The organism is Pseudomonas donghuensis (assembly GCF_000696345.2).
Taxonomy (GTDB): Bacteria; Pseudomonadota; Gammaproteobacteria; order Pseudomonadales; family Pseudomonadaceae; genus Aquipseudomonas; species Aquipseudomonas donghuensis.
In genome coordinates this window covers 5,371,530-5,396,160 of sequence record NZ_CP071706.1, presented here as the reverse complement: position 1 = coordinate 5,396,160, position 24,631 = coordinate 5,371,530, and the positions used below count along the sequence as shown (strand labels likewise).

At 62.8% G+C, this 24,631-nt stretch carries 21 protein-coding genes; 11 read left to right on the top strand and 10 right to left on the bottom strand.

Translation table 11 applies throughout. The features are described 5' to 3' along the window. Positions 1 to 318: 318 nt before the first annotated feature. On the top strand, positions 319 to 1,422 hold the full coding sequence (gene gbdR / locus BV82_RS25085; protein WP_010221329.1) for a choline metabolism transcriptional regulator GbdR: 1,104 nt from the start codon (positions 319 to 321) through the stop codon (positions 1,420 to 1,422). A gap of 85 nt (positions 1,423 to 1,507) precedes the next feature. Here the strand turns inward: gbdR and BV82_RS25080 are convergent, their stop codons facing one another. The 5 genes from BV82_RS25080 to choX all read right to left on the bottom strand — a co-directional run bounded on the left by BV82_RS25080 (position 1,508) and on the right by choX (position 5,503). After that, the gene (locus BV82_RS25080; protein WP_026001204.1) at positions 1,508 to 1,762 is read right to left on the bottom strand and encodes a hypothetical protein; all 255 of its coding nucleotides are present in this window, start codon (positions 1,760 to 1,762) and stop codon (positions 1,508 to 1,510) included. 344 nt (positions 1,763 to 2,106) lie between these two features. Continuing rightward, on the bottom strand, positions 2,107 to 2,577 hold the full coding sequence (locus BV82_RS25075; RefSeq protein WP_036995009.1) for a thioesterase family protein: 471 nt from the start codon (positions 2,575 to 2,577) through the stop codon (positions 2,107 to 2,109). Positions 2,578 to 2,590: 13 nt separating this feature from the next. Next, positions 2,591 to 3,556 carry an L-carnitine dehydrogenase gene (locus BV82_RS25070; RefSeq protein WP_036995010.1) on the bottom strand — a complete coding sequence of 322 codons (966 nt, stop codon included), beginning with the start codon at positions 3,554 to 3,556 and terminating at the stop codon, positions 2,591 to 2,593. A 15-nt stretch (positions 3,557 to 3,571) separates the two neighbouring features. Next, positions 3,572 to 4,456: a 3-dehydrocarnitine:acetyl-CoA trimethylamine transferase CdhC gene (gene cdhC, locus BV82_RS25065; RefSeq protein WP_010221332.1), complete on the bottom strand. Its 885-nt coding sequence runs from the start codon at positions 4,454 to 4,456 to the stop codon at positions 3,572 to 3,574. A gap of 102 nt (positions 4,457 to 4,558) precedes the next feature. Continuing rightward, on the bottom strand, positions 4,559 to 5,503 hold the full coding sequence (choX, locus tag BV82_RS25060; RefSeq protein ID WP_036995011.1) for a choline ABC transporter substrate-binding protein: 945 nt from the start codon (positions 5,501 to 5,503) through the stop codon (positions 4,559 to 4,561). Positions 5,504 to 5,672: 169 nt separating this feature from the next. Here choX and BV82_RS25055 point away from each other — a divergent pair, with 169 nt between their 5' ends. Next, positions 5,673 to 6,632: a GlxA family transcriptional regulator gene (locus BV82_RS25055; RefSeq protein ID WP_010221334.1), complete on the top strand. Its 960-nt coding sequence runs from the start codon at positions 5,673 to 5,675 to the stop codon at positions 6,630 to 6,632. Here BV82_RS25055 and BV82_RS25050 read toward each other — a convergent pair. Both BV82_RS25050 and BV82_RS25045 read right to left on the bottom strand, forming a co-directional pair. Further along, positions 6,619 to 7,038: a DUF3010 family protein gene (locus BV82_RS25050; protein ID WP_010221335.1), complete on the bottom strand. Its 420-nt coding sequence runs from the start codon at positions 7,036 to 7,038 to the stop codon at positions 6,619 to 6,621. The genes BV82_RS25055 and BV82_RS25050 overlap by 14 nt on opposite strands. Positions 7,039 to 7,045: 7 nt before the next feature. After that, a complete protein-coding gene (locus BV82_RS25045) occupies positions 7,046 to 7,453 on the bottom strand; it encodes a lysozyme inhibitor LprI family protein (RefSeq protein WP_036995012.1) in 408 nt (135 codons plus the stop codon). Positions 7,454 to 7,647: 194 nt separating this feature from the next. Between BV82_RS25045 and BV82_RS25040 the strand changes: the two genes are divergently transcribed. Both BV82_RS25040 and BV82_RS25035 read left to right on the top strand, forming a co-directional pair. After that, positions 7,648 to 8,355: a winged helix-turn-helix domain-containing protein gene (locus BV82_RS25040; RefSeq protein WP_010221337.1), complete on the top strand. Its 708-nt coding sequence runs from the start codon at positions 7,648 to 7,650 to the stop codon at positions 8,353 to 8,355. After that, complete coding sequence (locus BV82_RS25035) at positions 8,356 to 9,645, top strand: ATP-binding protein (protein WP_036995013.1); 1,290 nt, start codon at positions 8,356 to 8,358, stop codon at positions 9,643 to 9,645. Between the two features lie 3 nt (positions 9,646 to 9,648). Here the strand turns inward: BV82_RS25035 and BV82_RS25030 are convergent, their stop codons facing one another. After that, positions 9,649 to 11,475 (bottom strand): serine hydrolase domain-containing protein, encoded by a 1,827-nt coding sequence (locus BV82_RS25030; RefSeq protein ID WP_036995014.1) that lies wholly within the window; start codon positions 11,473 to 11,475, stop codon positions 9,649 to 9,651. Positions 11,476 to 11,725: 250 nt separating this feature from the next. Here BV82_RS25030 and BV82_RS25025 point away from each other — a divergent pair, with 250 nt between their 5' ends. From BV82_RS25025 to etfB, 6 genes are all read left to right on the top strand, one after another. After that, entirely contained in the window at positions 11,726 to 12,703 is a 978-nt protein-coding gene (locus BV82_RS25025; RefSeq protein WP_010221340.1) for a dipeptidase, read from the top strand. A gap of 75 nt (positions 12,704 to 12,778) precedes the next feature. Further along, positions 12,779 to 13,309, top strand: a complete 531-nt coding sequence (locus tag BV82_RS25020; RefSeq protein ID WP_010221341.1) for a 4-vinyl reductase — start codon at positions 12,779 to 12,781, stop codon at positions 13,307 to 13,309. Positions 13,310 to 13,324: 15 nt separating this feature from the next. After that, positions 13,325 to 15,385 (top strand): dimethylglycine demethylation protein DgcA, encoded by a 2,061-nt coding sequence (gene dgcA / locus BV82_RS25015; protein ID WP_010221342.1) that lies wholly within the window; start codon positions 13,325 to 13,327, stop codon positions 15,383 to 15,385. Positions 15,386 to 15,487: 102 nt separating this feature from the next. Next, a complete protein-coding gene (gene dgcB / locus BV82_RS25010; protein WP_036995015.1) occupies positions 15,488 to 17,437 on the top strand; it encodes a dimethylglycine demethylation protein DgcB in 1,950 nt (649 codons plus the stop codon). After that, positions 17,437 to 18,660, top strand: coding sequence for an electron transfer flavoprotein subunit alpha (gene etfA, locus BV82_RS25005; protein WP_036995016.1), 1,224 nt, complete (start codon positions 17,437 to 17,439; stop codon positions 18,658 to 18,660). The genes dgcB and etfA overlap by 1 nt, the downstream gene beginning before the upstream one ends. Before the next feature lie 15 nt (positions 18,661 to 18,675). Beyond that, on the top strand, positions 18,676 to 19,446 hold the full coding sequence (gene etfB, locus BV82_RS25000; RefSeq protein ID WP_010221345.1) for an electron transfer flavoprotein subunit beta: 771 nt from the start codon (positions 18,676 to 18,678) through the stop codon (positions 19,444 to 19,446). Between the two features lie 675 nt (positions 19,447 to 20,121). Here the strand turns inward: etfB and gbcA are convergent. Continuing rightward, a complete protein-coding gene (gene gbcA, locus BV82_RS24995) occupies positions 20,122 to 21,414 on the bottom strand; it encodes a glycine-betaine demethylase subunit GbcA (RefSeq protein WP_010221346.1) in 1,293 nt (430 codons plus the stop codon). Positions 21,415 to 21,700: 286 nt separating this feature from the next. Between gbcA and gbcB the strand changes: the two genes are divergently transcribed. After that, positions 21,701 to 22,801 carry a glycine-betaine demethylase subunit GbcB gene (gene gbcB / locus BV82_RS24990; RefSeq protein WP_010221348.1) on the top strand — a complete coding sequence of 367 codons (1,101 nt, stop codon included), beginning with the start codon at positions 21,701 to 21,703 and terminating at the stop codon, positions 22,799 to 22,801. Between the two features lie 29 nt (positions 22,802 to 22,830). Here the strand turns inward: gbcB and BV82_RS26845 are convergent, their stop codons facing one another. Continuing rightward, positions 22,831 to 24,456: a methyl-accepting chemotaxis protein gene (locus BV82_RS26845; RefSeq protein WP_010221349.1), complete on the bottom strand. Its 1,626-nt coding sequence runs from the start codon at positions 24,454 to 24,456 to the stop codon at positions 22,831 to 22,833. Between the last annotated feature and the right edge of the window lie 175 nt (positions 24,457 to 24,631).

Here is a 24,631-nt window from a genome sequence, read left to right as displayed (position 1 = left end):
GTTACCCCGGCGCCTGGCGCCTTGGGTGACAGTTGCCCATGTCGTTTCTGGGCATCCTTCACACAAGTGCTACCGAATTGCTCACACGTCCTACAGACCAGCACTAGGACGCTCGTTTGCGTTTATTACCACGCCTGGGAACAAGGGCTGAATAGACGCTGCGCGACGTCGTTTTTGGGTTTTATTGAATGGCCATTCAATTTCAGGCATGGCATTTGCGTTGTGATTGGCAAAGCCCCTGCATCCGAATTGGGGCCGTGACAAAAAAAGCCCGTGCCTGCCTGAGGCGCAACCTGCATTGTGTGAGGAGATACCGCGATGACGTCGTACAACTCCGGGACCCCAACCCAGAACCGCACACCTCAATCCATCGGCTTTTTGCTGTTGGACAATTTCACGCTGATTTCCCTGGCTTCCGCTGTTGAGCCACTGCGTATGGCCAACCAGCTGTCCGGCCGCGAGCTGTACCGCTGGAGCACCCTGAGCGTGGATGGCGGTCAGGTCTGGGCCAGCGACGGCTTGCAGATCACCCCCGATGCGGCCATGCACCAGGCGCCGGCCATGGACACCGTGATTGTCTGCGGCGGCATTGGCATCCAGCGCACCGTGACCCGTGAGCACGTCACCTGGCTGCAGAGCCAGGCGCGTCAGTCCCGCCGCCTTGGTGCGGTGTGCACCGGCAGCTGGGCGCTGGCCTGTGCCGGCCTGCTCGATGGCTTCGATTGCAGCGTGCACTGGGAATGCCTGGCGGCGATGCAGGAGGCCTTTCCGCGGGTGAGCATGAGCACTCGCCTGTTTACCCTCGACCGTAACCGTTTCACTAGCTCTGGCGGCACCGCGCCGCTGGACATGATGCTGCACCTGATCAGCCGTGATCATGGTCGCGAGCTGTCGGCGGCGATCTCCGAGATGTTCGTCTACGAGCGCATCCGCAACGAGCAGGATCACCAGCGCGTGCCGCTCAAGCACATGCTCGGCACCAACCAGCCGAAGCTGCAGGAAATCGTCGCGCTGATGGAAGCCAACCTGGAAGAGCCGATCGACCTGGATGAACTGGCCGTTTATGTGTCGGTGTCACGTCGCCAGCTTGAGCGCCTGTTCCAGAAGTACCTGCACTGCTCGCCGTCGCGCTACTACCTGAAACTGCGCCTGATCCGCGCCCGGCAATTGCTCAAGCAAACGCCGATGTCGATCATCGAAGTGGCGTCGGTGTGCGGCTTTGTCTCGACGCCGCATTTCTCCAAGTGCTACCGCGAGTACTTCGGCATTCCGCCGCGTGACGAGCGCGTGGGCTCCAACACCGCCCAGCAGGTGGCGATGATGCCGATCCCGCAGGCGCTGGTGCTGTCGCCGCTGGCCGGGCCGATGTCGGCGTTGAGCCAGGCGCGCAATGAGTCGACGTTTGCCAGTGTGAGGCTCTGATTCCGAGGTGAATCAATCGCGGGTCAAGCCCGCTCCCACAGGAGTTAGGTGATCTCTGTGGGAGCGGGCTTGACCCGCGATGCTGTTAACGATTCTGAAATTCGGCCAACGCCGGCAACAACTGCTTTTCGATCGCCTGGCGCACGGCCGGCAGAATGGTCGCATTGCCGGTGTACATCTGCTCGACCATACCCTTCAAGGCTTTGGCCCGCGGCTCACTCAAACCGCGCACCGCATACTCGCAGGCCTGTTCGGCGCTGGCCCCGCTCGGCATCTCGAAACCCAGGGCGCGCAGTTGGCCCAGCAGGTCGTCTTGATCAATCAAATCCGCATGCATCATGGTTGTTGTCCTTGTTTGCAGGTGTGATCGTCAGTCGATTCTGTGGGCAGCACCGCAGGGCGGCAAGGACAGAATGCCGCAATGGCCGCTTTACCTAAGCCCAGGTCGTTTTCGGGCAAATCGACGGGGAAGGGAGGCTGCACACTGAGGTCATGCACAGCAAAGGAAGGTTTGGTCACCCTCCGCTTGAAGCATGTTCATGCTCGCTCTTGGCCCCGGTTGCTTCACGGCTTGCCGGGGTTATTTTTTGCCTTTGGATCGGTGCTGGATTCATCGCTGGCAAGCCAGCTCCCACAGGGATCACCGCCGCTTCTGTGGGAGCTGGCTTGCCAGCGATAGGGCGGTTACTTTGGCAACCCGATCACCCGGCCAACAAACTCGGCCGCCGGCAGGTCCGCCTGCTCATTCACGATCCCTTGCAAGCGCTCCACCACCCCGGGCGCGAATGGCGCCGACCTTGGCCCTGCCAGGTCCACATGCAGGAGCATCTGTTCGCTGGCCGCCAACGCCTGGTCAAACCCTTCGCGATGCAGGCTGTGATACAGCTGCAGGCGCTTGCAGTCAAAACCGATGACCTGGGTTTGTACCCACACCTGGGTGCCGAGCTTCACCTCGTGCAGGTAGTTCAGGTGGCACTCCAGGGTGAACAGCGAATTGCCGCTGGCGCTGCGGTTGTCGCTGTCAAGGCCGATGCAGTCCATGAAGGCATCGGTGGCATAGCTGAAGATCAGCAGGTAGAAGGCATCGCGCAGGTGCCCGTTGTAGTCGACCCAGTCCGCCAGGACCGGGGTTTGGTAGGTGATCAATGCGGGCATCGCTGCACTCCGGTCAGTCGCTGAAGGCCATGCCGTGCTTGGCCTTGGTGGTTTTTACCGCATCCAGCACGGCCAGCAGGCAATCATCACGATAGCGCTCCAGCGAGCTGATGCTGCGTTCGCCCAGTTGTTCGCCGGTACCCTCGACCACGGCGTCGATCAAGCCGTCGGTCAGCTCCGGGGCTGGCAGGTAGGTCCAGGGCAGTTGCAGCGCCGGGCCGAACTGGGCCATGAAGTGGCGCATGCCAGCATCGCCACCGGCCAGGGTATAGGTGAGGAAGGTGCCCATGAACGACCAGCGCAAACCCGCACCGAAACGAATGGCATCGTCGATTTCACCGGTGGTTGCCACGCCGTCGTTGACCAGGTGCAGCGCCTCGCGCCAGAGCGCTTCGAGCAGGCGGTCGGCGATAAAACCGGGTACTTCCTTGCGCACATGCAGCGGGCGCATGCCCAGCTGGGTGTAGACGATTTTTGCCGCTTCGATGGCCTCGGGCGCGGTCTTGTTGCTGCCGACGATCTCCACCAGCGGCAGCAGGTATACCGGGTTGAACGGGTGGCCGACCACGCAGCGCTCGGGGTGGGTCGAGGACTCGTAGAACTCGCTGGGCAACAGCCCCGACGTGCTGGAGCCGATCAATGCATCGGGCTTGGCCGCGGCGCTGATTCTGCGGTGCAGATCAAGCTTGAGGTCCAGGCGCTCGGGGGCGCTTTCCTGGATGAAATCGGCATTGCGCACGCATTCCTCGATGGTCGCCACAACGCGCAGACGGTCCGGTGATGCGCCGGGCGCCAGGCCTTGTTTTTCCAGGGCGGGCCAGGCATTGGCGATGCGTTTGCGCAAGGCTGCTTCGGCGCCAGGTGCCGGGTCCCAGGCCACTACGTCAAGGCCGTGGGCCAGGGCGCGGGCTACCCAGCCGCTGCCGATCACGCCGCTGCCCAAAGCTGCAAAGGTTTTGATTTCGGTGATAAAGCTCATCGGTTTCTCCAGCAATCAGCGACGGGTCAGGTTCATTTTGGCGCGGCCTTCGGCAGGGGTGAGCACCCGTGCGCCCAGGCGGCTGAGAATCTCGCTGGCGCGTTCTACCAGTTGGCCGTTGCTGGCCAGCACGCCCTTGTCCAGGTACAGGTTGTCCTCCAGGCCGACCCGTACATTGCCGCCGAGCAGCACCGCTTGCGCGGCCATTGGCATCTGCATGCGGCCGATGCCAAAGCCGGCCCAGGTCACGCCGGCTGGCAGGTTGTCGACCATGGCTTTCATGGTGGTGGTATCGGCCGGGGCGCCCCAGGGAATGCCCAGGCACAGCTGGAACAAGGGGTCGTCGAGCAGGCCTTCCTTGATCATCTGCTTGGCAAACCACAGGTGACCGGTGTCGAAGATTTCCAGTTCGGCTTTGACCCCAAGTTCAGTAATGCGTCGGGCGCCAGCGCGCAGTTGCGCCGGGGTCGAGACATAGATGCTGTTGCCGTCGCCAAAATTGAGGGTGCCGCAGTCCAGGGTGCAGATTTCCGGTAGCAACGCCTCGACATGGGCCAGGCGCTCCAGTGGGCCGATCAGGTCGGTGCCGGCGCCGAATTCCAGCGGGGTTTCACCTGGGCCGATCTCCAGGTCGCCACCCATGCCGGCGGTAAGGTTGACGATGATGTCGACGTCCGACTCGCGAATGCGCTCCATGACTTCGCGGTACAGCGCGACATCACGGCTGAAGCGACCGGTTTGTGGATCCCGGACGTGACAGTGGACGACTGTTGCACCGGCTTTGGCGGCCTCTACCGCGGCTTCGGCGATCTGCTTGGGGGTCACCGGGACCAGGTGGCTCTTGCTGGCGGTGTCGCCGGCGCCGGTCAGGGCACAGGTGATGATGACGTCGTGGTTCATGAGCGGTTTCCTTCGGGCGAGTTGGGGCCGTCGCGGGGCAAGCCCGCTCCCACAGATGACCAGTTCCTCTGTGGGAGCGGGCTTGACCCGCGATTGGGTCTGTCAGTTAGCGGTCAGTTGCAGGTTTTCGGCGGCCGGCCTGCCGTCGAACGTGGTCACCCCTTCAAGCCAGCGCTTCTGGTCCTGGGGATGGTCCTTGAGCCACTGGCGGGCGGATTCCAGCGCGTCTTTGTGGTCAAGCAGCGGTTGCATCATGCGGCTCTCGTCCTCGGCGCTGAAGGTCAGGTTGGTCAGCAGCTGGTTGACGTTCGGGCAACGCTGGGCATAGTCCGGCGCGGTGACGGTCCACACCGTGGCCCGGCCTTCGTCCGGGCCCAGGGCGCCTTCGCTGCCGCTGAGGTAGGCCATGTCGATGTTGATGTTCATCGGGTGCGGCGCCCAGCCAAAGAACACCACCGCCTCCTTGCGTCGCACGGCGCGATCGACGGCGGCGAGCATGCCGGCTTCGCTGGACTCGACCAGCTGGAACTTGCCCAGGCCGAACTGGTTCTTGCTGATCATCGCCTTGATCTGGGTGTTGGCGCCCGAGCCCGGCTCGATGCCGTAGATCTTGCCGCCCAGCTCCTTTTCGAACCTGGCGATATCGGCAAAGGTTTTCAGGCCCTTGTCGGCCAGGTACTTGGGCACGGCAAGGGTCGCGCGGGCATCGTCGAGGCTGGGCTGGTCGAGGACCTTGACCTGCTTGGCGTCGATGAACGGGGTGATGGTCTGGGTCATGATCGGGTTCCAGTAGCCGAGGAACATGTCCAGGCGCTGGTCGCGGATACCGGCGAAAATGATCTGTTGCGAGGCGCTGGTCTGCTTGGTCTTGTAGCCCAGGCCATCAAGCAGGACCTGGGTCATGGCGCTGGTGGCCATCACATCGGTCCAGTTGACCACGCCAAGGCGCACGTTCTTGCAGGCGGCCGGCTCTGCGGCCATCACGTTGGTGCTGAGGATTGCGGTACCGACGAGCATCAGCAGGCTACGGCTGATCATTCTGTTCATGGTGGCTCCTCCAACGGCAGTTCTAATTGTTATAGGGGGCGGCCTCTGCGTGCCGTGTGATCAAACTACGCGGGTGCTGTGGGTAAAAATCGCACTCTGGCGACCGGCACTTGCACAGTGGCGACCAGCGCGCTATTAACCCAGCATCCGTGGCCGTCGAGTTGTCGCTATGCCCCAGGATTTCCATTTCTTGCTGTTGCCCGGCTTCTCCGCCATCGGCTTTATTTCCGCGATAGAGCCGCTGCGGGTGGCCAACCGCTTTCGCGGCGAGCTATATCGCTGGCAGGTGCTGAGTATGGATGGCGGCGCGGTGCAGGCCAGCAACGGCATGTCGGTGAATGCCGACGCCGCCCTGGAGCCGCTGGGCAAGGGTGCGACGTTGTTGCTGGTAGCGGGTTTCGAGCCGTTGCGCAGCTACGGCCCGGCCCTGCAACACTGGTTGCGCAAGCTTGATCACGAGGGCGTGGTATTGGGCGGTATCGACACCGGCACCGTGGTGCTGGCCGAGGCCGGGCTGCTCGACGGTCACCGGGTGACCCTGCACTGGGAAGCGCTGGAGGCCTTCAAGGAACGTTACCCGCAGTTGCAGGCAACCCAGGAACTGTTCGAAGTAGATCGCCGCCGTATTACCTCGGCAGGTGGCACCGCGTCGATCGACCTGATGCTCGACCTGATTGCCCAGGCCCACGGCCCGGAGCTGGCGATCCAGGTGTCGGAGCAGTTCGTGCTTGGCCGTATCCGCCCGCGCCAGGATCACCAGCGCATGCAGATCGCCTCACGTTATGGCATCAGCAACAAGAAACTGGTGCAGGTGATCGGCGAGATGGAGCGTAACACCGAACAACCGCTCAACACCCTGGTGTTGGCCGAATCGGTGCAGGTCACCCGGCGCCAGCTGGAGCGCCTGTTTCGCCTGTACCTGCACGACACGCCCAGCGGTTTTTACCTGCGCCTGCGCCTGGACAAGGCCCGGCAACTGCTGCGCCAGACCGATCTGAGCGTACTGGAGGTGAGCATCGCTTGCGGGTTCGAGTCAGCGTCGTATTTCACCCGCTGCTACCGGGGGCGATTCGCGCGTTGCCCGCGGGAAGACCGCAAGGCCGGGGCCGTCAGCCTCAGCGGCGCTTGAGCAACAGCGCGCAGGCGCTCTTGTAGGCTTCGTGCTGGTACTTGTTCAACGAAGCAGGCAGTTCGATGTTGTGTTTCTTGGCCTGAGCGCTGACGGTCTGCGGTGAAACCAGTTCCACCTCGCAATTGTCCAGCAACTGCAATATGCCTTCGATCTTGAAGGTGGTCGGGCCACCCGCGAAGTCGCCTTTCTTGCTGCGTTTCTTGATCGCCAGGTGGCTGATGCCATGTTCAGCGATAAATTGCCGGGCCTGCTGGGCAAAGACTTTGACGTTGTCCGCCAGTTCGTCATCTTCCAGGCCGATTTTTTTCGTGGCCAGGGCAAGATGCACAGGGCTGGTACCGTCCAGCGTGGCAACGGCGAGCAGCGCTTCGCTGCCTTTGATTTCAATTCCGCAGATTTTCATGCTGTTCTCAATCGGAGTTTTGCAGCCCCAGGGACTGCAAGTATTCGGAGCGATCATCGCTACGTTGGGCAAGGCAGGTGTTCAATGCCGCGTCGAAGTCCTTGCCGGGTTTTTGCTCAAAGGTCTCGACCTTGCAGTCGGCGTCGCGCAGCTGCTTCCACAGCGCTTGGGCGTCGTTCAGGCGTTTGCTCACGTCGCTGATCTTCGCGCTTTGACCGGCGTATTGTTCCTTGATTCGATCCAGCAGGTCAGTAAACGCGGCATCGAGTTCGCGTTCGGCGGTGGTGCGGCTGTATTGAGCGCATTCATAGCTTTGCTGGTCGGTTTCGACGTTGTCGCACGGGGTACTTTCGTCGTCCTCGGCATGGGCGCCGAATGCCAGCAATACCAGGGCCAGCCCTACCATCGTTCTCATCTGCGACATCCTCCGAAAGCTTGCGCGAACATGGGCGCCGATTCTCGCTCAGCGCCGCAGCAAAGAACAGGGTAGCCGTTGCACCTGTGAAAAAGCGTGCAGGCTGCGTGAACACTTATTCACAGACGTTTCATAAAGGTGCACATAAACTTGGCGTTTAGCCACTATCCTCACTCTTACCCTGTGGAAACGCCATGGAATGCTCCGGACTGATCAAGGTACTGCTGGTCGAGGATGACTTGAAGCTGGCCAGCCTGGTTGCGCATTTTTTAGCCGAGCACGGCTTCGAGGTGCACTGTGTGCACCGGGGTGACGAGGCACTGGAGGCCTTTTTGGGCTTCAAACCGGCGCTGGTGGTACTCGATCTGATGCTGCCCGGCCTGAGCGGCCTGCAAGTATGCCGGGCAATTCGCAGCCAGGCGGCCACGCCGATCGTGATCCTCACTGCTCGCGAGGATGATCTGGACCATATTCTCGGCCTTGAGTCCGGTGCCGACGACTACGTGATCAAACCGATCAAGCCGCCGGTGTTGCTGGCCCGGCTGCGGGCCTTGCAGCGGCGTAAGGGCAGTGACCCGAGCGAGCGCGACAGCCTCGAGTTCGGGCGCCTGAGTATTGACCGGGCCAGCCGCGAAGCACGCTTGGGCCAGCAGGTCATCGAACTGAGCACCATGGAGTTCGAGCTGTTGTGGTTGCTGGCCAGTTCCGCCGGGCAAATCCTTTCCCGCGACGATATCCTCAGCCATATCCGTGGCATCGCCTTCGACGGCCTCAACCGCAGTGTCGATGTCTACGTCAGCAAGCTGCGCAACAAGCTGCACGACAACCCGCGTGAACCGCTGTGCATCAAGACAGTGTGGGGCAAGGGGTATCTGTTCAACCCCTTTGCCTGGGAGCTGTAGATGCTGCGCCTGTTTCTTGGCCTGTTCATCACCCTGGTACTGGGCTTTGCCCTGGCGATCACCGCGGTCGACCATGTGTTCACCTGGCTGCTCAACGCCCCCACCGAGGTCTACCACCGCGAAGCGGTACGTGGGCCAGCGTACAGCCTGGTGGAGCAACTGCGCCCGCTTACCGCTGAGCAGCGCCAGCGGCGTCTGGACGAATTGCAGCCCAATTACGGCCTGGGCCTGAAACTGGTCGACGCCGGGCAGTTGCAGCTGGATGAGCGCGAGCGTCAGTTGCTGGCAAACCGGCAACTGGTGGTTCGCAAGGAGTTCACCCAGTTCATCAGCCCCATCGACGGTAGCAGCCAATTGCTGAGCATCGACTTGCCGCCTGAGCCCGAGCTGACCCGTACCTATACCGTCGGCGCCTACGCGATGCTCGGCGGCTTGATCGGTATTGCCCTGTTTCTCTGGGTATGGCCGCACTGGCGTGACCTTGAGCGCTTGCGCCTGGCGGCCCAGCGTTTTGGTGACAACGACCTGAGTTCACGTATCTACTTGTCGCGGCGCTCGAACATTCGGGAACTGGCCGAGCACTTCAACCAGATGGCCGGGCGCATCGAAGGCCTGATCGCCAACCAGCGTGAGCTGACCAACGCAGTTTCCCATGAGCTGCGCACTCCCATTGCACGCCTGACCTTCGAACTCGAACAACTGCGCCGGCTGGCCCGCCAGGAAGGCTGCGGTGCGTTGATCGACGAAATGCACGCCGACCTGGGCGACCTGGAGGAGATGGTCTCGGAGTTGTTGACCTATGCCAGCCTTGAGCGTGGCGCCACCGAGATCAAGCGCGAAACCATCCAGGCCAACCATTGGATCGACAGTGTCCTGGGCAGTGTCGCTCTGGAGGCCGAGGCGGCCGGTGTGCAGCTGTCGCTTGAGGCGTGTACGGTACAGAGCATTCGTATCGAGCCGCGGTTCATGGCGCGGGCAGTGATCAATCTGTTGCGCAATGCCATTCGCTATGCCGCCGGTGAAGTCCGGGTCAGCCTGCAGCGAGAAGGTGAGCTGTATCGCCTCGTGGTAGAGGACGACGGCCCAGGCGTACCGCTTGCCGCCCGAGAGAAGATCTTCGAGCCGTTCTCGCGCCTGGACGCCAGCCGTGACCGGCGCACCGGTGGCTTTGGCCTTGGCCTGGCGCTGGTGCGTCGGGTCTCGCAATGGCACGGCGGCTATGCCCAGGTGGGCGATAGCCGCGAAGGTGGCGCCTGCTTCGTGTTGAGCTGGCCGCACGTCGATGGCTGAAACCTAGAGCTGCAGGCCGGCGTCCTGGTCTGGGCTGCGCACAAAGCGATAGCCGAGCACCCGCAAGCCGTCGCTATGCCGAGTCAGGGTGTTGCCCGCGCCCAATGCGCTGCCGGCCAGCAGGGCATGGGCGTCATCCAGTGGCTGGACCACGAATTCACCCAGGGTTTCGCCTTTTCGCCGGCCCTGGGCCAGCAGCAGGCCTTGATCGATGCGCAAGGTCAGGCCGTCGAGCAACGGTTCGCGCTCGTTGGGGCTGATCAGGCGATAGCGTCCGACACTGGCTTGCCAGTCGGCGGGTATCGGCCCGGGGTCAATGCGCTCGCCCAGTGGCAGGGTCTGGCCGTGGCGCCTGACTGCCAGCACTTCTTTGCCCGCGACGCTGATCACATCCAGCTGAAGTTGTTCGAGCAGGCCCAGATCCAGCGACCACAAGCCCAACAGTTTTTTCTGTGCCCGCAGCCAGCCTTGACTGTCGCGCAGCAGTTCGACGCGCTTGCCGCCCAGTTCGGCAAACAGTTGATGGCGCTGGTCCTTGAGGCGAATCACGCCCAACGGGCTGGCGTACAACCCGGCCAGGCGCTGGCGGTCGTGAGGGCTGGGCGCCGCGGCAGCGGCCAGCGGCGGCAGGCTCGGCGCACAGTCGCGCGGGCAGACGAGCTGGTTGCCTTGGGCCTGGAGCATCAGGCGCAGGGCCTGAGTGGCCACTTCGCTGACCAGTGCTTCGGCGGTGTCGGCATTGGCCATCACCACCACCGCCAGCTGTGGCTCGGGTAGCACGCTCAGTTGCGCGGCAAAATCGCCAGTCGAGCCACTGTGTTGCCATTGTTGCAGCTGCGGCCCGATGCGCGGGTCGCCGCAAGGGCCCAGGTACCAGGCAAGGCCTATAGGGCAGTCGAAGTCCAGGGCATTGGCACGGTTCTGTTGGCGGAACATCTCGGCAACCGACTGCTGGCTCAGCAGCTGCCTGCCATCGAAACGTCCCTGGGCGAACAGCATTTGCACGAACTGGCCAACATCCCGTGGCGTGGTCCACAAGCCGCCGGCGGGCAGGTCGCGGATCTCCTCGTCGCTGCTGGGCTGACCTTGTAGGTAGCCTCGGGCGCGATAGGGTTGCAGCTCGCTATTGCCGACGAAACTCGAATGTTCCATGGCCAACGGTTGCAACAGGTGCTGCTGCAGGCGGGTTTCGAATGGTTGCCCGCTGCTGCGCTCGATGGCTGCACCGAGCAGGGCAAAACCCAGGTTGGAATAGGCCATCTGCGTGCCCGGCGGATTGTTCAGCCACAACCCCGAGGCCTTCTGCGGCAGGTACTTCAATGGATCATCAGTGCGCAGGCGAGGCAGGAATTCGCTCGGCAGGCCGGCCTGGTGGCTGAGCAGGCGGCGCAAGGTGATGGCGTCGTTGGCGCTGCGGGCATCGGCGTGAAAGCGCGAGCGCACGCGAAACTCCGGCAGGGTGCGTGACAACGGTGCGTCCAGGCTCAGGCGCTGCTGCTCGACCAGTTGCAGGGTGGCGCTGGCAGTGAACAGCTTGGACAGAGAACCGGCGCGAAACGCCGTGGTTGGTGTTACACGCATGTGTAGCGCCTCGTCAGCCAGACCGAAACCTTCGGCCCAGACCAGCTCCTGGCCGTCGATCAGCGCCAGCGACAGGCCGGGCACGTGGTTCTTGCGCATCTGCTCGGGGATGCTCTGGCGCAAGTGTTCGATGACCGCCCGATAGTCGCCCTTGCCGATCGGCGGCAGGCTCGTCGGCGCCCGTTCGCCGCAACCGGTATTGACGAGCAGCAGGCCGAACAATGAAGCAAGGCGAAGCGAGCGAAGCATGAGGCACCTGGGCGGGAATGGCGGTCAGTGCATGCTAGGGCAGGGGCCTGCGGCAATCTTTGAGCGGATTGTCGGGAAACTGTTAAAGACTGTGCCACGGCGACCTGCAACGCCCCTTTGTCGCTCTTTGACGCTTTCGGCAATTCCCCTGTCGTTTTTGCATCTGGGCGACATTGCCCCTAGGCATATGCTGGCCCCAAAGCGCCGGCAGACGATTCGGCGCAGGTTTACCAATAAAGGGGACAGCCTGATGAGCCCAGCCGAATTACACGCAGACAGCATCGTTATCGACGGGCTGATCATTGCCAAATGGAACCGCGAGCTGTTCGAGGACATGCGCAAGGGTGGCTTGACTGCGGCCAACTGCACGGTGTCGGTCTGGGAAGGCTTCCAGGCCACGGTCAACAACATCGCCGCCAGCCAGAAGCTGATCCGCGAGAACAGCGACCTGGTGATGCCGGTGCGTACCACCGCCGACATCCGCAAGGCCAAGGAAGTGGGCAAGACCGGCATCCTCTTCGGCTTCCAGAACGCCCATGCTTTCGAAGACCAGATCGGCTATGTCGAGGTGTTCAAGCAGCTGGGCGTAGGCATCGTGCAGATGTGCTACAACACCCAGAACCTGGTCGGCACCGGCTGCTACGAGCGTGATGGCGGGTTGTCGGGCTTTGGCCGCGAGATCGTCGCCGAGATGAACCGCGTCGGGGTCATGTGCGACCTGTCCCATGTCGGTTCCAAAACGTCCGAAGAAGTCATCCTCGAATCGAAAAAACCGGTGTGCTACTCCCACTGCCTGCCTTCCGGGCTCAAGGAGCACCCGCGCAACAAGTCCGATGAAGAGCTCAAGTTCATTGCCGACCACGGCGGTTTCGTCGGCGTGACCATGTTCGCGCCGTTCCTGGCCAAGGGCATCGATTCGACCATCGACGACTATGCCGAAGCTATCGAATACACCATGAACATCGTCGGTGAAGACTCCATCGGTATCGGTACCGACTTCACCCAGGGCCACGGCCAGGACTTCTTCGAGTACCTGACCCACGACAAGGGCTACGCCCGGCGCCTGACCAACTTCGGCAAGATCATCAACCCGCTGGGCATCCGCACCGTGGGCGAGTTCCCCAACCTTACCGAGACCCTGCTCAATCGCGGCCATTCCGAGCGCGTGGTGCGCAAGATCATGGGCGAGAACTGGGTCAACGTGCTCAAGGATGTCTGGGGCGAATAAGCCGCCAGTAACCGTCTTCCGCCCCCTGCCACAGGCGCAGGGGCAGCCAACCAAAATTTCTGGAGTTCAGTTTCCATGGCCAAGATCGCCCCGCAATTGCCTATCGAAGTCGACAGCGAGACCGGTGTCTGGACCAGCGATGCCCTGCCGATGCTGTACGTGCCGCGGCATTTCTTCGTCAACAACCACATGGGTATCGAGGAAGTGCTGGGCGCCGACGCCTATGCCGAGATCCTCTACAAGGCCGGTTACAAGTCCGCCTGGCACTGGTGCGAGAAAGAGGCTGAATGCCACGGCCTCGAAGGCGTGGCGGTGTTCGAACACTACATGAAGCGCCTGTCCCAGCGCGGCTGGGGCCTGTTCAAGATCCAGGACATTGACCTGGACAAGGGCACTGCCAGCGTCAAGCTCGAGCACTCAGCGTTCGTCTATGTCTACGGCAAGGTCGGGCGCAAGGTCGATTACATGTTCACCGGTTGGTTCGCCGGGGCCATGGACCAGATCCTGGCGGCCCGCGGCAGCAACATTCGTACGGTCGCCGAGCAGGTCTACGGCGGTTCGGAAGAAGGCCACGACGATGGCCTGTTCATCGTCAAGCCGTTGTAAGTCGAGGATCCCGCCATGGCTTTCGAAGCAATGTTCCAGCCGATCCAGATCGGCAAACTGACCATCCGCAACCGGGTACTGAGCACCGCGCACGCCGAGGTCTACGCCACCGACGGCGGCATGACCACCGAGCGCTACGTGAAGTACTACGAAGAGAAAGCCAAGGGCGGCATCGGCCTGGCCATTTGCGGTGGCTCCTCGGTGGTGGCGATCGACAGCCCGCAGGAATGGTGGGCCTCGGTGAACCTCTCGACCGACCGCATCATCCCGCACTTTCAGAACCTGGCTGATGCCATGCACAAGCATGGCGCCAAGATCATGATCCAGATTACCCACATGGGCCGCCGCTCGCGCTGGGATGGCTTCAACTGGCCAACCCTGATGTCGCCATCGGGGGTGCGCGAGCCGGTGCACCGTGCCACCTGCAAGACCATCGAGCCGGAAGAGATCTGGCGGGTGATCGGCAACTACGCGCAAGCCGCGCGCCGGGCCAAAGAAGGCGGCCTGGATGGCGTCGAGCTGTCGGCGGTGCACCAGCACATGATCGACCAGTTCTGGAGCCCGCGGGTCAATAAGCGTACCGACGAATGGGGCGGCACGTTTGAAGGCCGGATGAAATTCGGCCTGGAAGTGCTCAAGGCCGTGCGTGCTGAAGTCGGCCCGGATTTTTGCGTGGGCATGCGCATCTGCGGTGACGAATTCCATCCCGATGGCCTCAGCCACGAGGACATGAAGGAAATCGCCAAGTACTACGATGCCACCGGCATGCTGGATTTCTTCGGCGTGATCGGTTCGGGCTGCGACACCCACAACACCCTGGCCAACGTTATCCCCAACATGAGCTTCCCGCCCGAGCCGTTCCTGCACCTGGCGGCCGGCATCAAGGAAGTGGTCAAGGTACCGGTGCTGCACGCGCAGAACATCAAGGACCCCAACCAGGCCACGCGCATCCTCGAAGGCGGCTATGTCGACATGGTCGGCATGACCCGCGCGCACATCGCCGACCCGCACCTGATTGCCAAGATCAAGATGGGCCAGATCGACCAGATCAAGCAGTGCGTCGGTGCCAACTACTGCATCGACCGCCAGTACCAGGGCCTGGATGTGCTGTGCATCCAGAACGCGGCAACCTCCCGTGAATACATGGGCGTGCCGCACATCATCGAGAAAAGCACCGGGCCCAAGCGCAAGGTGGTGGTGGTCGGCGCCGGGCCTGCGGGGATGGAAGCCGCTCGTGTGGCGGCCGAACGCGGCCATGACGTCACCCTGTTCGAGAAGAAAGACGCCATCGGCGGGCAGATCAGCATCGCTGCCAAGGCGCCGCAACGCGACCAGATCGCCGGTATCACCCGTTGGTATCAACTGGAGCTGGCGCGCCTGAAGGTCGACCTGCGCCTGGGCACTGCGGCCGATATCGACACCATCCAGGACTTGCGTGCGGACATTATCGTGCTGGCGGTGGGCGGCCATCCGTTCATCGAGCAGAACGAACACTGGGGCGCCGCCGAAGGGCTGGTGGTCAGCAGTTGGGACGTGCTCGACGGCAAGGTGGCGCCGGGCAAGAACGTGCTGGTGTACGACACCATCTGCGAATTCACCGGCATGTCGGTAGCCGACTACATCGCCGACAAAGGCAGCCAGGTCGAGATCGTCACCGACGACATCAAGCCGGGCGTGGCCATTGGCGGCACGTCGTTCCCGACCTACTACCGCAGCATGTACCCCAAGGAAGTGATCATGACCGGCGACCTGATGCTGGAAAAGGTCTACCGCGAGGGCGACAAGCTGGTGGCGGTGCTGGAGAACGAATACACCGGTGCCAAAGAGGAGCGGGTGGTCGACCAGGTGGTGATCGAGAACGGCGTGCGCCCGGACGAGGCGCTGTACTACGGGCTCAAGGAAGGTTCGCGGAACAAGGGCCAGATCGATATCGAAGCCCTGTTCGCGATCAAGCCGCAGCCGATCCTCAGCCAACCGGGCGAAGGCTACCTGCTGTACCGCATCGGTGACTGCGTGGCGCAGCGCAATACACACGCGGCCATTTACGACGCACTTCGGCTTTGTAAGGATTTCTAAGGCAGCTGCAAGCGGCAAGCTTCAAGCGGTAAGCAAGAGCAACGCGGTGTTGCCCTTGCTTGCGGCTTGAGGCTTGAGGCTTGCACCTGAAAGGTGCCTCTGATGTTGAACACCCTTATCCCCATCCTCCTGTTCGCCGCCCTGGGCCTTGCCGTCCTCGGCGCGCTGCGGCGCGTGCGGATGTGGCGCCAGGGTCGGCCGTCGAAGGTCGATCTGCTGGGCGGCCTGCTGGCCATGCCACGGCGCTATATGGTCGACCTGCACCACGTGGTCGCCCGCGACAAGTACATGGCCAACACTCACGTGGCCACGGCTGGCGGCTTCGTCCTGGCAGCGGTGCTGGCGATCCTGGTACATGGCTTTGGCCTGCATAACAAGATCCTTGGGTTTGCCTTGCTGTTCGCCACCGTGCTGATGTTCGGCGGTGCGCTGTTTGTCTACAAACGCCGCCTCAACCCGCCAGCACGGTTGTCGAAAGGCCCGTGGATGCGCCTGCCGAAAAGCTTGCTGGTGTTTGCCGCGAGCTTCTTCATCGCCACCTTGCCGGTGGCCGGGATTCTCCCGCAGGGCTTCGGCGGCTGGCTGTTGGTGGCGTTGCTGGGGATTGGCGTGCTGTGGGGCGTGTCCGAGCTGTTCTTCGGCATGACCTGGGGCGGGCCGATGAAGCACGCCTTCGCCGGTGCCCTGCACCTGGCCTGGCACCGGCGCGCCGAGCGCTTTGGCGGTGGCCGTTCGACCGGGCTCAAACCCATCGACCTTGAGGACCCGCAGGCGTTGCTGGGGGTAGAAAAGCCCAAGGATTTCACCTGGAACCAACTGCTCGGCTTTGACGCCTGCGTACAGTGCGGCAAGTGCGAGGCCGTGTGCCCGGCGTTTGCCGCAGGCCAGCCGCTGAACCCGAAAAAACTCATCCAGGACATGGTCGTTGGCCTGGCCGGCGGCACCGATGCCAAGTTTGCCGGCAGCCCGTACCCTGGCAAGCCGATCGGCGAGCATGGCGGCAACCCGCACCAGCCGATCGTCAACGGCCTGGTAGATGCCGAGACCCTGTGGTCGTGCACCACCTGCCGTGCCTGCGTCGAGGAATGCCCGATGATGATCGAGCACGTCGATGCCATCGTCGACATGCGCCGCCACCTGACCCTGGAAAAAGGCGCGACGCCGAACAAGGGCGCCGAGGTGCTGGACAACCTGATCGCCACCGACAACCCCGGCGGCTTCGCCCCGGGCGGGCGGATGAACTGGGCGGCGGACCTCAACCTCAACCTGCTCGGCGACATCAAGACCGCCGACGTGCTGTTCTGGGTCGGCGACGGTGCCTTTGACATGCGTAACCAGCGCACCCTGCGGGCTTTTGTCAAAGTGCTGAAAGCCGCGCAAGTAGACTTTGCCGTGCTCGGCCTGGAAGAGCGCGACAGCGGCGACGTGGCCCGGCGCCTGGGCGACGAAGCGACCTTCCAGCAACTGGCCAAGCGCAATATCCAGACTATGGCCAAGTACAGCTTCAAGCGCATCGTCACCTGCGACCCGCACAGCTTCCATGTGCTCAAGAACGAGTACGGTGCCTTCGGCGGCAACTACCTGGTGCAGCACCACAGCACCTATATCGCCGAACTGATTGCCGCTGGCGCGCTCAACCTCGGCCAGCACAAGGGCGGCAGCGTGACCTATCACGACCCGTGCTACCTGGGCCGCTACAACGGCGAGTACCAAGCGCCGCGCGAAGTGCTGCGCGCCCTCGGCATCGAGGTCAAGGAGATGCAGCGTTCGGGCTTCCGCTCACGCTGCTGCGGCGGTGGCGGCGGTGCGCCGATTACCGATATTCCTGGCAAACAGCGTATCCCCGACATGCGCATGGACGACATCCGCGAGACCGCCGCCGAATTGGTTGCCGTGGGTTGTCCACAGTGCACGGCGATGCTCGAAGGCGTGGTCGAACCGCGTCCGTTGATCAAGGACCTGGCCGAACTGGTCGCCGACGCCATCCTCGAAGAACCGGCCTCGGCGAGCAAACCCGCCCCGGCAAAGCGTGAACCTGCGGAGGTGCACTGATGAGCGACATTATTCGCCGTGATCCGCGCGCCGAGTGGATCGCCCGTAACCGCCTGCACCCGCTGCACGCAGCCATGCAGCAGGGCCAACAGCACAGCTGGATGGGGCCCAACGGCATCATCCGCAAGAACCCCCATGGGATCGGCTTCATCGGCCCCAACGGTATCAAGCGCATCGACCGCAGCGGCGCCCAGCAGGGCGGTAGCAGCAAGCGCACGGCAGCAGTGGCGGTGCAATTGCCGCTGCACCAGGTGGCGCAGCCGGCGTTCTACATTGCCGTGGTCCCGGACATGGTCGGCGGGCGCCTGGGTAGCCACGACCGCGACCTGCTGGGCCTGGCCCACAGCCTGGCCGGCAGCGACGGCGCAGTGCTGGCGGTGGTGTTTGGCGAACACAAGGAAAGTAACTTTTCCACAGCCGGCGTTGATCGCCTGCTGGTGATCGAAGGCGAGGCGTTCGCAGGTTACGTACCGGAGCAACTGGTGCAGGGTCTGCGTGCTGTGGATAACCAGTACAGCCCGCGCCATTGGCTGCTGCCAGACAGCCGCACCGGTGGCGGCGAGCTGGGCCGGCGCCTTGCCGCGGCCATTGGCGAACGTCCGGCGACAAGAGTCTGGCAAGTCAAAGATGGGCAATGCAGCGGCCGTGCCGGCGCTGGCCAGCAGGACCTGATCCGCGGCCTGCCACGGTTGATCCTGGCGGCTGCCGAATGCGCGGAACCGGTCAGTGAAACTCGCCACGAAGCCTTGCCCGTGCAGTTATCCACAAGCGCGGCGCGCAGCTTGTCGCGTATCGAAGACCTCGGCCCGGTGGCCGTCGACCCGGCTGCCATTGCCATGGCCGAGGCCGAGTTCATTGTCTCTGGCGGCAATGGTGTCAAGGACTGGGAGCTGTTCCACCGCGCCACCGTTGCCCTCGGCGCTACCGAAGGCGCCTCGCGGGTAGCGGTGGACGACGGCTTCATGCCGCGCAATCGCCAGGTCGGTGCTACCGGTACCTGGGTGACCGCACGGGTTTACGTGGCTGTGGGTATCTCCGGGGCGATCCAGCACCTGCAGGGCATCGGTGCCTGCGACAAGGTGGTGGCGATCAACATGGACCCGGGTTGCGACATGATCAAGCGTGCCGACCTGTCGGTGATTGGCGACAGCGCGGCGATTCTGCAAGCGCTGATCGAGGCTGTGGAAAACTACCGCAACGACGCCAAGCGCGATGCGGCCTAAGGGCAGGGGACAACTATGCACACCAAGGTCATCAGTCTGGTTTCAATCGGTGCCCACCCAAGCTCCGGCCGCAGCCGCCGCGCCGAGCAGGATGCCCGGGCAGTGGAACTGGGCCTGCAGCTGGCTGGGGATAACTTGCAGGTGCTGCATGCCGGCGACCCGCAGGAGCCGGCTTTGCGCGCCTACCTGGGCATGGGCCTGGAACACATCGACGTGCTCGAACAGCCGCAAGGCGCCGATGCCCTGGGCGTACTCGGTGACTACCTGCGCGACGCCGGTGCCCAGCTGGTGCTGACCGGCAGCCAGGCGGAAACCGGCGAAGGTTCGGGGATGCTGCCGTTCCTGCTGGCCGAGCGCCTGGGCTGGCCGTTGGTGGTGGGCCTTGCCGAAGTGGAGTCTATCCACAACGGCGTGGCCCAGGTCCTGCAGGCCCTGCCACGGGGCCAGCGGCGCCGCTTGAAGGTGCGCCTGCCGTTGCTCGCCACTGTGGATAACGCCGCGCCCAAGCCGCGCCAGAGCGCGTTTGGCCCCGCCCGGCGTGGTGTATTGGCGGCGCGCCAAGTGGCGATTGTCGCAGACGAGTTATTCACAAGTGCCGAACTGCAACCGGCCAAGCCGCGGCCTAAACGCCTCAAGGTGATCAAGGCCAAGAGCGGCGCCGACCGTATGAAAGCCGCCACCGCCAAGGCCAGCGGCGGCGGTGGGCAAGTGCTCAAGGACGTCAGCCCTCAGGACGGCGCGCAAGCCATCCTCAAGCTGCTGGTGGAAGAGGGCGTGTTGCGCTGACAGTTGCTCACAAAGTCTGTTGGTCGATCTGTGGATAAAGTGTTTGTGTATGGCTGGAGGGCACGCATTGCGTGCCCTTCGGCGTTATGGTCAAAAAATGATCAGGCTAAGTTGTGGATTTTTCGAGGTTTTCTTCCCAGGGCGGCAATGAGTTTGCCCACAATCGCTGTTGGCGGGTCTGTGGATAATATGTTCGCCCATGGCTGAGAGGCCCGTGGCGCAAGGGCTGCGTAGGGTTGATCAGAAACTAGCCAATTGTCTTGTTTATGCCTGCTCAGGCCCGGTATTTCGGTCGCTCAAGGCGTTATCCACAACGGTTTTTTAGCGCTTCGACTTTTGCACACAAAGTCTGTTGGCGTCTCTGTGGATAAGGTGTTCGCCTTCCGCTGTGAGCCTTGTATTTAAAGGCGTGTAGAGATTTGATCAAATATTGATCAATAAAATTTCGCGGGAAAAACAACGACTTGCCCACATTAGCTGTGGGTTGTCCTGTGGATAAAGTGTTTGCTGTGTGGACGGGCCCAGCGGGGCCGGGGGATTGCGGTAGGTGGTCAAAATTTGTACAGGCTGGTACGGCCCCATCGCTGGCAAGGCCAGCTCCCACAGGGTTTGCAGGTATACACACCACCTGTGGGAGCCGGCTTTGCCGGCGATAGGCCGCAAAGCGGCCCCGCTTTACTGCGCAGCCACACCCTTCAGATAAGGCGCCGGCGCCGCCCCCAGGTTGCTCAGCATCCGCTCGCTGTACCAATCGACAAAGTTCACCACACCAAACTCGTAGGTCTTCGAATAAGGCCCCGGCTGGTACGCCGTCGAGTTGATCCCGCGCTGGTTCTCTTCCGCCAGGCGCCGGTCCTGGTCGTTGGTGGCATCCCACACCTGACGCATGCGCGCCGGGTCGTAATCCACACCTTCAACCGCATCCTTGTGCACCAGCCACTTGGTCGTGACCATGGTCTCCTGGGCGCTGATCGGCCACACGGTGAAGACGATCATGTGATCGCCCATGCAGTGGTTCCACGAGTGCGGCAGGTGCAGGATGCGCATCGAGCCCAGGTCCGGGTTCTTGATCCGGCCCATGAGCTTCTGGCAGCCCTGCTTGCCGTCCAGGGTCATCGATACCGTGCCCTTGAGCAGTGGCATGCGCACGATGCGGTTGCGCAGGCCAAAGCTGGCGTGGGCGTAGGGGATCTTCTCGGCGTCCCAGGCGGCGGCCGAGGCCGCGACGTGGTCCTTGAACGCCTGGTCTGCGCGCGGGTCGGTGACGTCGTCCCATTCCAGCAGGGTTTTCAGCAGTTCAGGGTGCGAGCCGCTGCAGTGGTAGCACTCGCGGTTGTTTTCCAGCACCAGCTTCCAATTGGCCTTTTCCATCAAGGTGGTTTGTACCGCCACCTTGGTGTTCTCCATGTCGTAGGGTTCCATGTAGTGGTTCAGGGTGGCGAGGAAGTCATCGATCGCTGGCGGGTTTTCAGCCAGGCTGATGAAGATGTAGCCACCGGCGGTCTTGACGTTCACAGGCTTGAGCCCGTACTGCTTCATGTCGAAGTCGGCGCCCATCTCGGTGCCGGCGAACAGCAGGCGGCCGTCCAGCTCGTAGGTCCACTGGTGGTAGTGGCAGACCAGCTTGGCGACCTTGCCCTTGTCGCTGGTGCACAGGCGCGAACCGCGATGGCGGCAGACGTTGTGGAAGGCATGCACCTGGCCTTCGGCGCCGCGCACCACCAGGATCGGGTTCTTGCCGATCTGCAGGGTGATGAAGTTGCCCTTGGTCGGGATTTCGCAAGTCATCCCGGCGATCAGCCATTCCTTCTGGAAGATCTCTTCCATGTCGATCTGGAACAGGCGCTCGTCGCAGTAGAACGGCTGTGGCAGCGAGAAGGTCCGCTCGCGGCTCTGCAGCATCTCGGCGGTGGCCTTGCGTGCAGGTTCCAGTGGATCGCCCAGACTCAAAGTTGCGGTGACGTCCATCGTGTAGGTCCTCATGGCCAGTGCTTGTGGCCGGTGAAAGTGGCTAATCGTTGTTATGGCGACGCAAGGCTCAAATACAGCAGGATCATTTGCGATGGAGTGTGCGTTCGAAGTGCGCATGAACCATATCCATGGGCGACATGATCAGATCCGTTTCCGACGCGCCAGCCCCTGTAGCCGGGGGCTGGTCGCGATAAGCACGCCAATGTCGCGGATAGGTAAGTGTCGCCTGCGCGGCTTGCGCAGAATCGCAGCCATCAGGCCGCAGTCGGCCGTGGAGACGAGCATGTCCAACAGCTTCCTCAATCCGGTCAGCACCCAGACCTGGGCCAACGGCCGCCATATCGTGCGTTGCGTCAAGGTGATCCAGGAAACCTGGGATGTGCGCACCTTCTGTTTCATGGCCGACCAGCCGATCATGTTCTTCTTCAAGCCCGGGCAGTTCGTTACCCTGGAGCTGGAGATCGACGGCGAGCCGATCATGCGTTCCTACACCATCTCCAGTTCACCGTCGGTGCCTTACAGCTTCTCGGTGACCATCAAGCGTGTACCCGGTGGCAAGGTTTCCAACTGGCTGCACGACACCCTGCACGAAGGCCAGGAGCTGGCGGTGCACGGCCCGGTGGGGCTGTTCAACGCCATCGACTTCCCCAGCCCCAAGGTGCTGTACCTGAGCGGCGGCGTCGGCATCACCCCGGTGATGTCCATGGCCCGCTGGTTCTACGACACCAACGGCAATGTCGACATGGTTTTCGTCCACAGCGCGCGCTCGCCGAAAGACATCATCTATCACCGCGAGCTGGAGCACATGGCCTCGCGGATCGACAACTTCAGCCTGCACATCATTTGCGAGAAGCACGGCCTGGGCGAGCCCTGGGCGGGCTACCGCGGCTACCTGAACCAGAAACTCATGGAGTTGATCGCCCCGGACTATATGGAACGGGAGATCTTCTGCTGTGGCCCGACGCCGTACATGAACGCGGTCAAGCGCTTGCTGGAAGGCAGCGGCTACGACATGAGCCGCTACCATGAGGAGTCGTTCGGCGCGACCCCGGCCGAGGTCAAGGCCGATGCCGTCGAGCACGCCGAACAGGCCGCTGAAGCCGCCGAGCTGGACGCCGGCGACCTGCACCAGGTGGAGTTCACCGCCACCGGCAAGAGCATCCGCGTGGCCCCGGGCGAGACCGTGCACGCGGCGGCGGCCAAGCTCGGCCTGATGATCCCCAAGGCCTGCGGCATGGGCATCTGCGGCACCTGCAAGGTGCTCAAGCTGGGCGGGGAAGTGGAGATGGAGCACAACGGCGGCATCACCGATGAAGACGTCGCCGAAGGCTATATCCTTTCGTGCTGCAGCGTACCGAAAGGGGATGTGCGGATCGAGTACTGAGTAGCGACTTGACCCGCGATGCGTTTGCGTTACACGCTGAAACGTGCCACCAGCCCGCTCAGGTCCACCGCCAGGCGCGACAGTTCGGCGCTCGCTGCGCTGGTCTGGTGGGCGCCGGTGGCCGACTGCACCGACAGGTCGTTGATGTTGACCAGGTTGCGGTCCACTTCGCGGGCGACCTGGGCCTGCTCTTCGGCCGCGCTGGCGATCACCAGGTTGCGCTCGTTGATCTCGGCCACCGCACCGGTGATGGTTTCCAGCGCCAGGCCGGCGCCGCGGGCGATGTTCAGGGTCGACTCGGCGCGTTCGGTGCTGTTGCGCATGGAGTTGACTGCCTGCTCGGTGCCGCCCTGGATGCTGCCGATCATCCGTTCGATTTCGCTGGTCGACTGCTGGGTGCGGTGAGCCAGGGCGCGTACTTCATCAGCGACCACGGCAAAGCCGCGACCGGCCTCACCGGCACGGGCCGCTTCGATGGCGGCGTTCAGGGCCAGCAGGTTGGTCTGGTCGGCCAGGCCGCGAATCACGTCGAGCACTTTGCCGATATCGCGCGATTCTTCCGCCAGGTTGCCGATCAGTTCGGCAGTGCCTTGCACGTCGGTGCTCATGCGCTCGATGGCGCTGACGGTTTCCATCACCAGGTCACGGCCGTCGCCGGCCGAGCGGGTGGCTTCCTTGGAGGCTTCCGAGGTGCTCACGGCATTGCGTGCCACTTCTTCCACGGCGCTGGTCATCTCGGTGACGGCGGTGGCGGCCTGTTCGATTTCGTTGTTCTGCTGCTGCAGGCCACGGGCGCTTTCGTCGGTGACGCTATTCAGCTCTTCAGCCGCCGACGCCAGTTGGGTCGCGGAGCCGGAGATCTGCTGCAGGGTATCGCGCAGCTTATTCTGCATCTTGGCCATGGCTTTGAGCAGGCGCGCCGCTTCGTCCTGGCCTTCGGCCTGGATGCTGCGGGTCAGGTCGCCTTCGGCGATACGCTCGGCAGCCTGCAGGGCCTCGTCGATCGGCTTGACGATACTGCGGGTCAGCAGCAGCGCGCAGACCAGGGTCAAGGCGGTGGCGGCCAGCAGCAGCCCGATCACCAGAGCGACCGCACTGGAATACTGGTCGGCAGCGGTGCGGTTGATCTCGCGGGTCTGCTCGGTATTGATGCTGATCAGTTGATCCATGACGCTGTTGATCTGCTCGGAGCTGTCGAGCATGTCGCGGTTGATCAGATTGCGCAGGCTGTCCAGGTCATTGTTCTGCGATGCCAGGCGCATGCGATTTTCCAGTTGGCGGTACTGGCTCAGCAACTGCACGTACTGGTTGTAGGCGGCGCGTTCCTGGCTGCCGGAGATCAGCGGCTCGTACACCCGGCGCGCGTCATCGATCTGCTGGTTGCGCTGGTCGACCAGCTTGAGGGTGGCCTGCAGGGTGTCGGCTTCGCGGTTGAGCAGCAGGCGGTACGACAGGGTGCGCAGGCGCAGGGTCAGCTGGGTCAACTGGTCGAGGTTGGTGATGCTCGGCACCGTCGAGTTCTCGATGGTTTCGCCGGCCTGGCGAATCTTGCTCATCTGGTTCAGGGCGAACAGACCCAGGGCCAGCATCAGTGCACCGATCAGAGCAAAGCCCAGAAGCGCGCGCGGGGCGATATTCATATTGCGTAGGGACATGGTGGTATCCAGGAAGGGAAAAGGGCACGCGAACCGTGCGCCAGAATCAGGACTGCCATGCCTATCGGTCGGCCGGGTAAAGACTTGAGCCGACGACGACAAAATTGTGAGCCAGCTATCTTTTTTCCTGACCGGTGGTAGGCAAAACGGGGAACCTGACCGACATCGGTGGGTC

What these genes read in the sequence shown, in the direction of transcription:
- gbdR (WP_010221329.1), top strand. Translation starts at nt 319, where the DNA reads ATGACGTCGTACAACTCCGGGACCCCAACCCAGAACCGCACACCTCAA.
- BV82_RS25080 (WP_026001204.1), bottom strand. Translation starts at nt 1,762, where the DNA reads ATGATGCATGCGGATTTGATTGATCAAGACGACCTGCTGGGCCAACTG.
- BV82_RS25075 (WP_036995009.1), bottom strand. Translation starts at nt 2,577, where the DNA reads ATGCCCGCATTGATCACCTACCAAACCCCGGTCCTGGCGGACTGGGTC.
- BV82_RS25070 (WP_036995010.1), bottom strand. Translation starts at nt 3,556, where the DNA reads ATGAGCTTTATCACCGAAATCAAAACCTTTGCAGCTTTGGGCAGCGGC.
- cdhC (WP_010221332.1), bottom strand. Translation starts at nt 4,456, where the DNA reads ATGAACCACGACGTCATCATCACCTGTGCCCTGACCGGCGCCGGCGAC.
- choX (WP_036995011.1), bottom strand. Translation starts at nt 5,503, where the DNA reads ATGAACAGAATGATCAGCCGTAGCCTGCTGATGCTCGTCGGTACCGCA.
- BV82_RS25055 (WP_010221334.1), top strand. Translation starts at nt 5,673, where the DNA reads ATGCCCCAGGATTTCCATTTCTTGCTGTTGCCCGGCTTCTCCGCCATC.
- BV82_RS25050 (WP_010221335.1), bottom strand. Translation starts at nt 7,038, where the DNA reads ATGAAAATCTGCGGAATTGAAATCAAAGGCAGCGAAGCGCTGCTCGCC.
- BV82_RS25045 (WP_036995012.1), bottom strand. Translation starts at nt 7,453, where the DNA reads ATGAGAACGATGGTAGGGCTGGCCCTGGTATTGCTGGCATTCGGCGCC.
- BV82_RS25040 (WP_010221337.1), top strand. Translation starts at nt 7,648, where the DNA reads ATGGAATGCTCCGGACTGATCAAGGTACTGCTGGTCGAGGATGACTTG.
- BV82_RS25035 (WP_036995013.1), top strand. Translation starts at nt 8,356, where the DNA reads ATGCTGCGCCTGTTTCTTGGCCTGTTCATCACCCTGGTACTGGGCTTT.
- BV82_RS25030 (WP_036995014.1), bottom strand. Translation starts at nt 11,475, where the DNA reads ATGCTTCGCTCGCTTCGCCTTGCTTCATTGTTCGGCCTGCTGCTCGTC.
- BV82_RS25025 (WP_010221340.1), top strand. Translation starts at nt 11,726, where the DNA reads ATGAGCCCAGCCGAATTACACGCAGACAGCATCGTTATCGACGGGCTG.
- BV82_RS25020 (WP_010221341.1), top strand. Translation starts at nt 12,779, where the DNA reads ATGGCCAAGATCGCCCCGCAATTGCCTATCGAAGTCGACAGCGAGACC.
- dgcA (WP_010221342.1), top strand. Translation starts at nt 13,325, where the DNA reads ATGGCTTTCGAAGCAATGTTCCAGCCGATCCAGATCGGCAAACTGACC.
- dgcB (WP_036995015.1), top strand. Translation starts at nt 15,488, where the DNA reads ATGTTGAACACCCTTATCCCCATCCTCCTGTTCGCCGCCCTGGGCCTT.
- etfA (WP_036995016.1), top strand. Translation starts at nt 17,437, where the DNA reads ATGAGCGACATTATTCGCCGTGATCCGCGCGCCGAGTGGATCGCCCGT.
- etfB (WP_010221345.1), top strand. Translation starts at nt 18,676, where the DNA reads ATGCACACCAAGGTCATCAGTCTGGTTTCAATCGGTGCCCACCCAAGC.
- gbcA (WP_010221346.1), bottom strand. Translation starts at nt 21,414, where the DNA reads ATGGACGTCACCGCAACTTTGAGTCTGGGCGATCCACTGGAACCTGCA.
- gbcB (WP_010221348.1), top strand. Translation starts at nt 21,701, where the DNA reads ATGTCCAACAGCTTCCTCAATCCGGTCAGCACCCAGACCTGGGCCAAC.
- BV82_RS26845 (WP_010221349.1), bottom strand. Translation starts at nt 24,456, where the DNA reads ATGTCCCTACGCAATATGAATATCGCCCCGCGCGCGCTTCTGGGCTTT.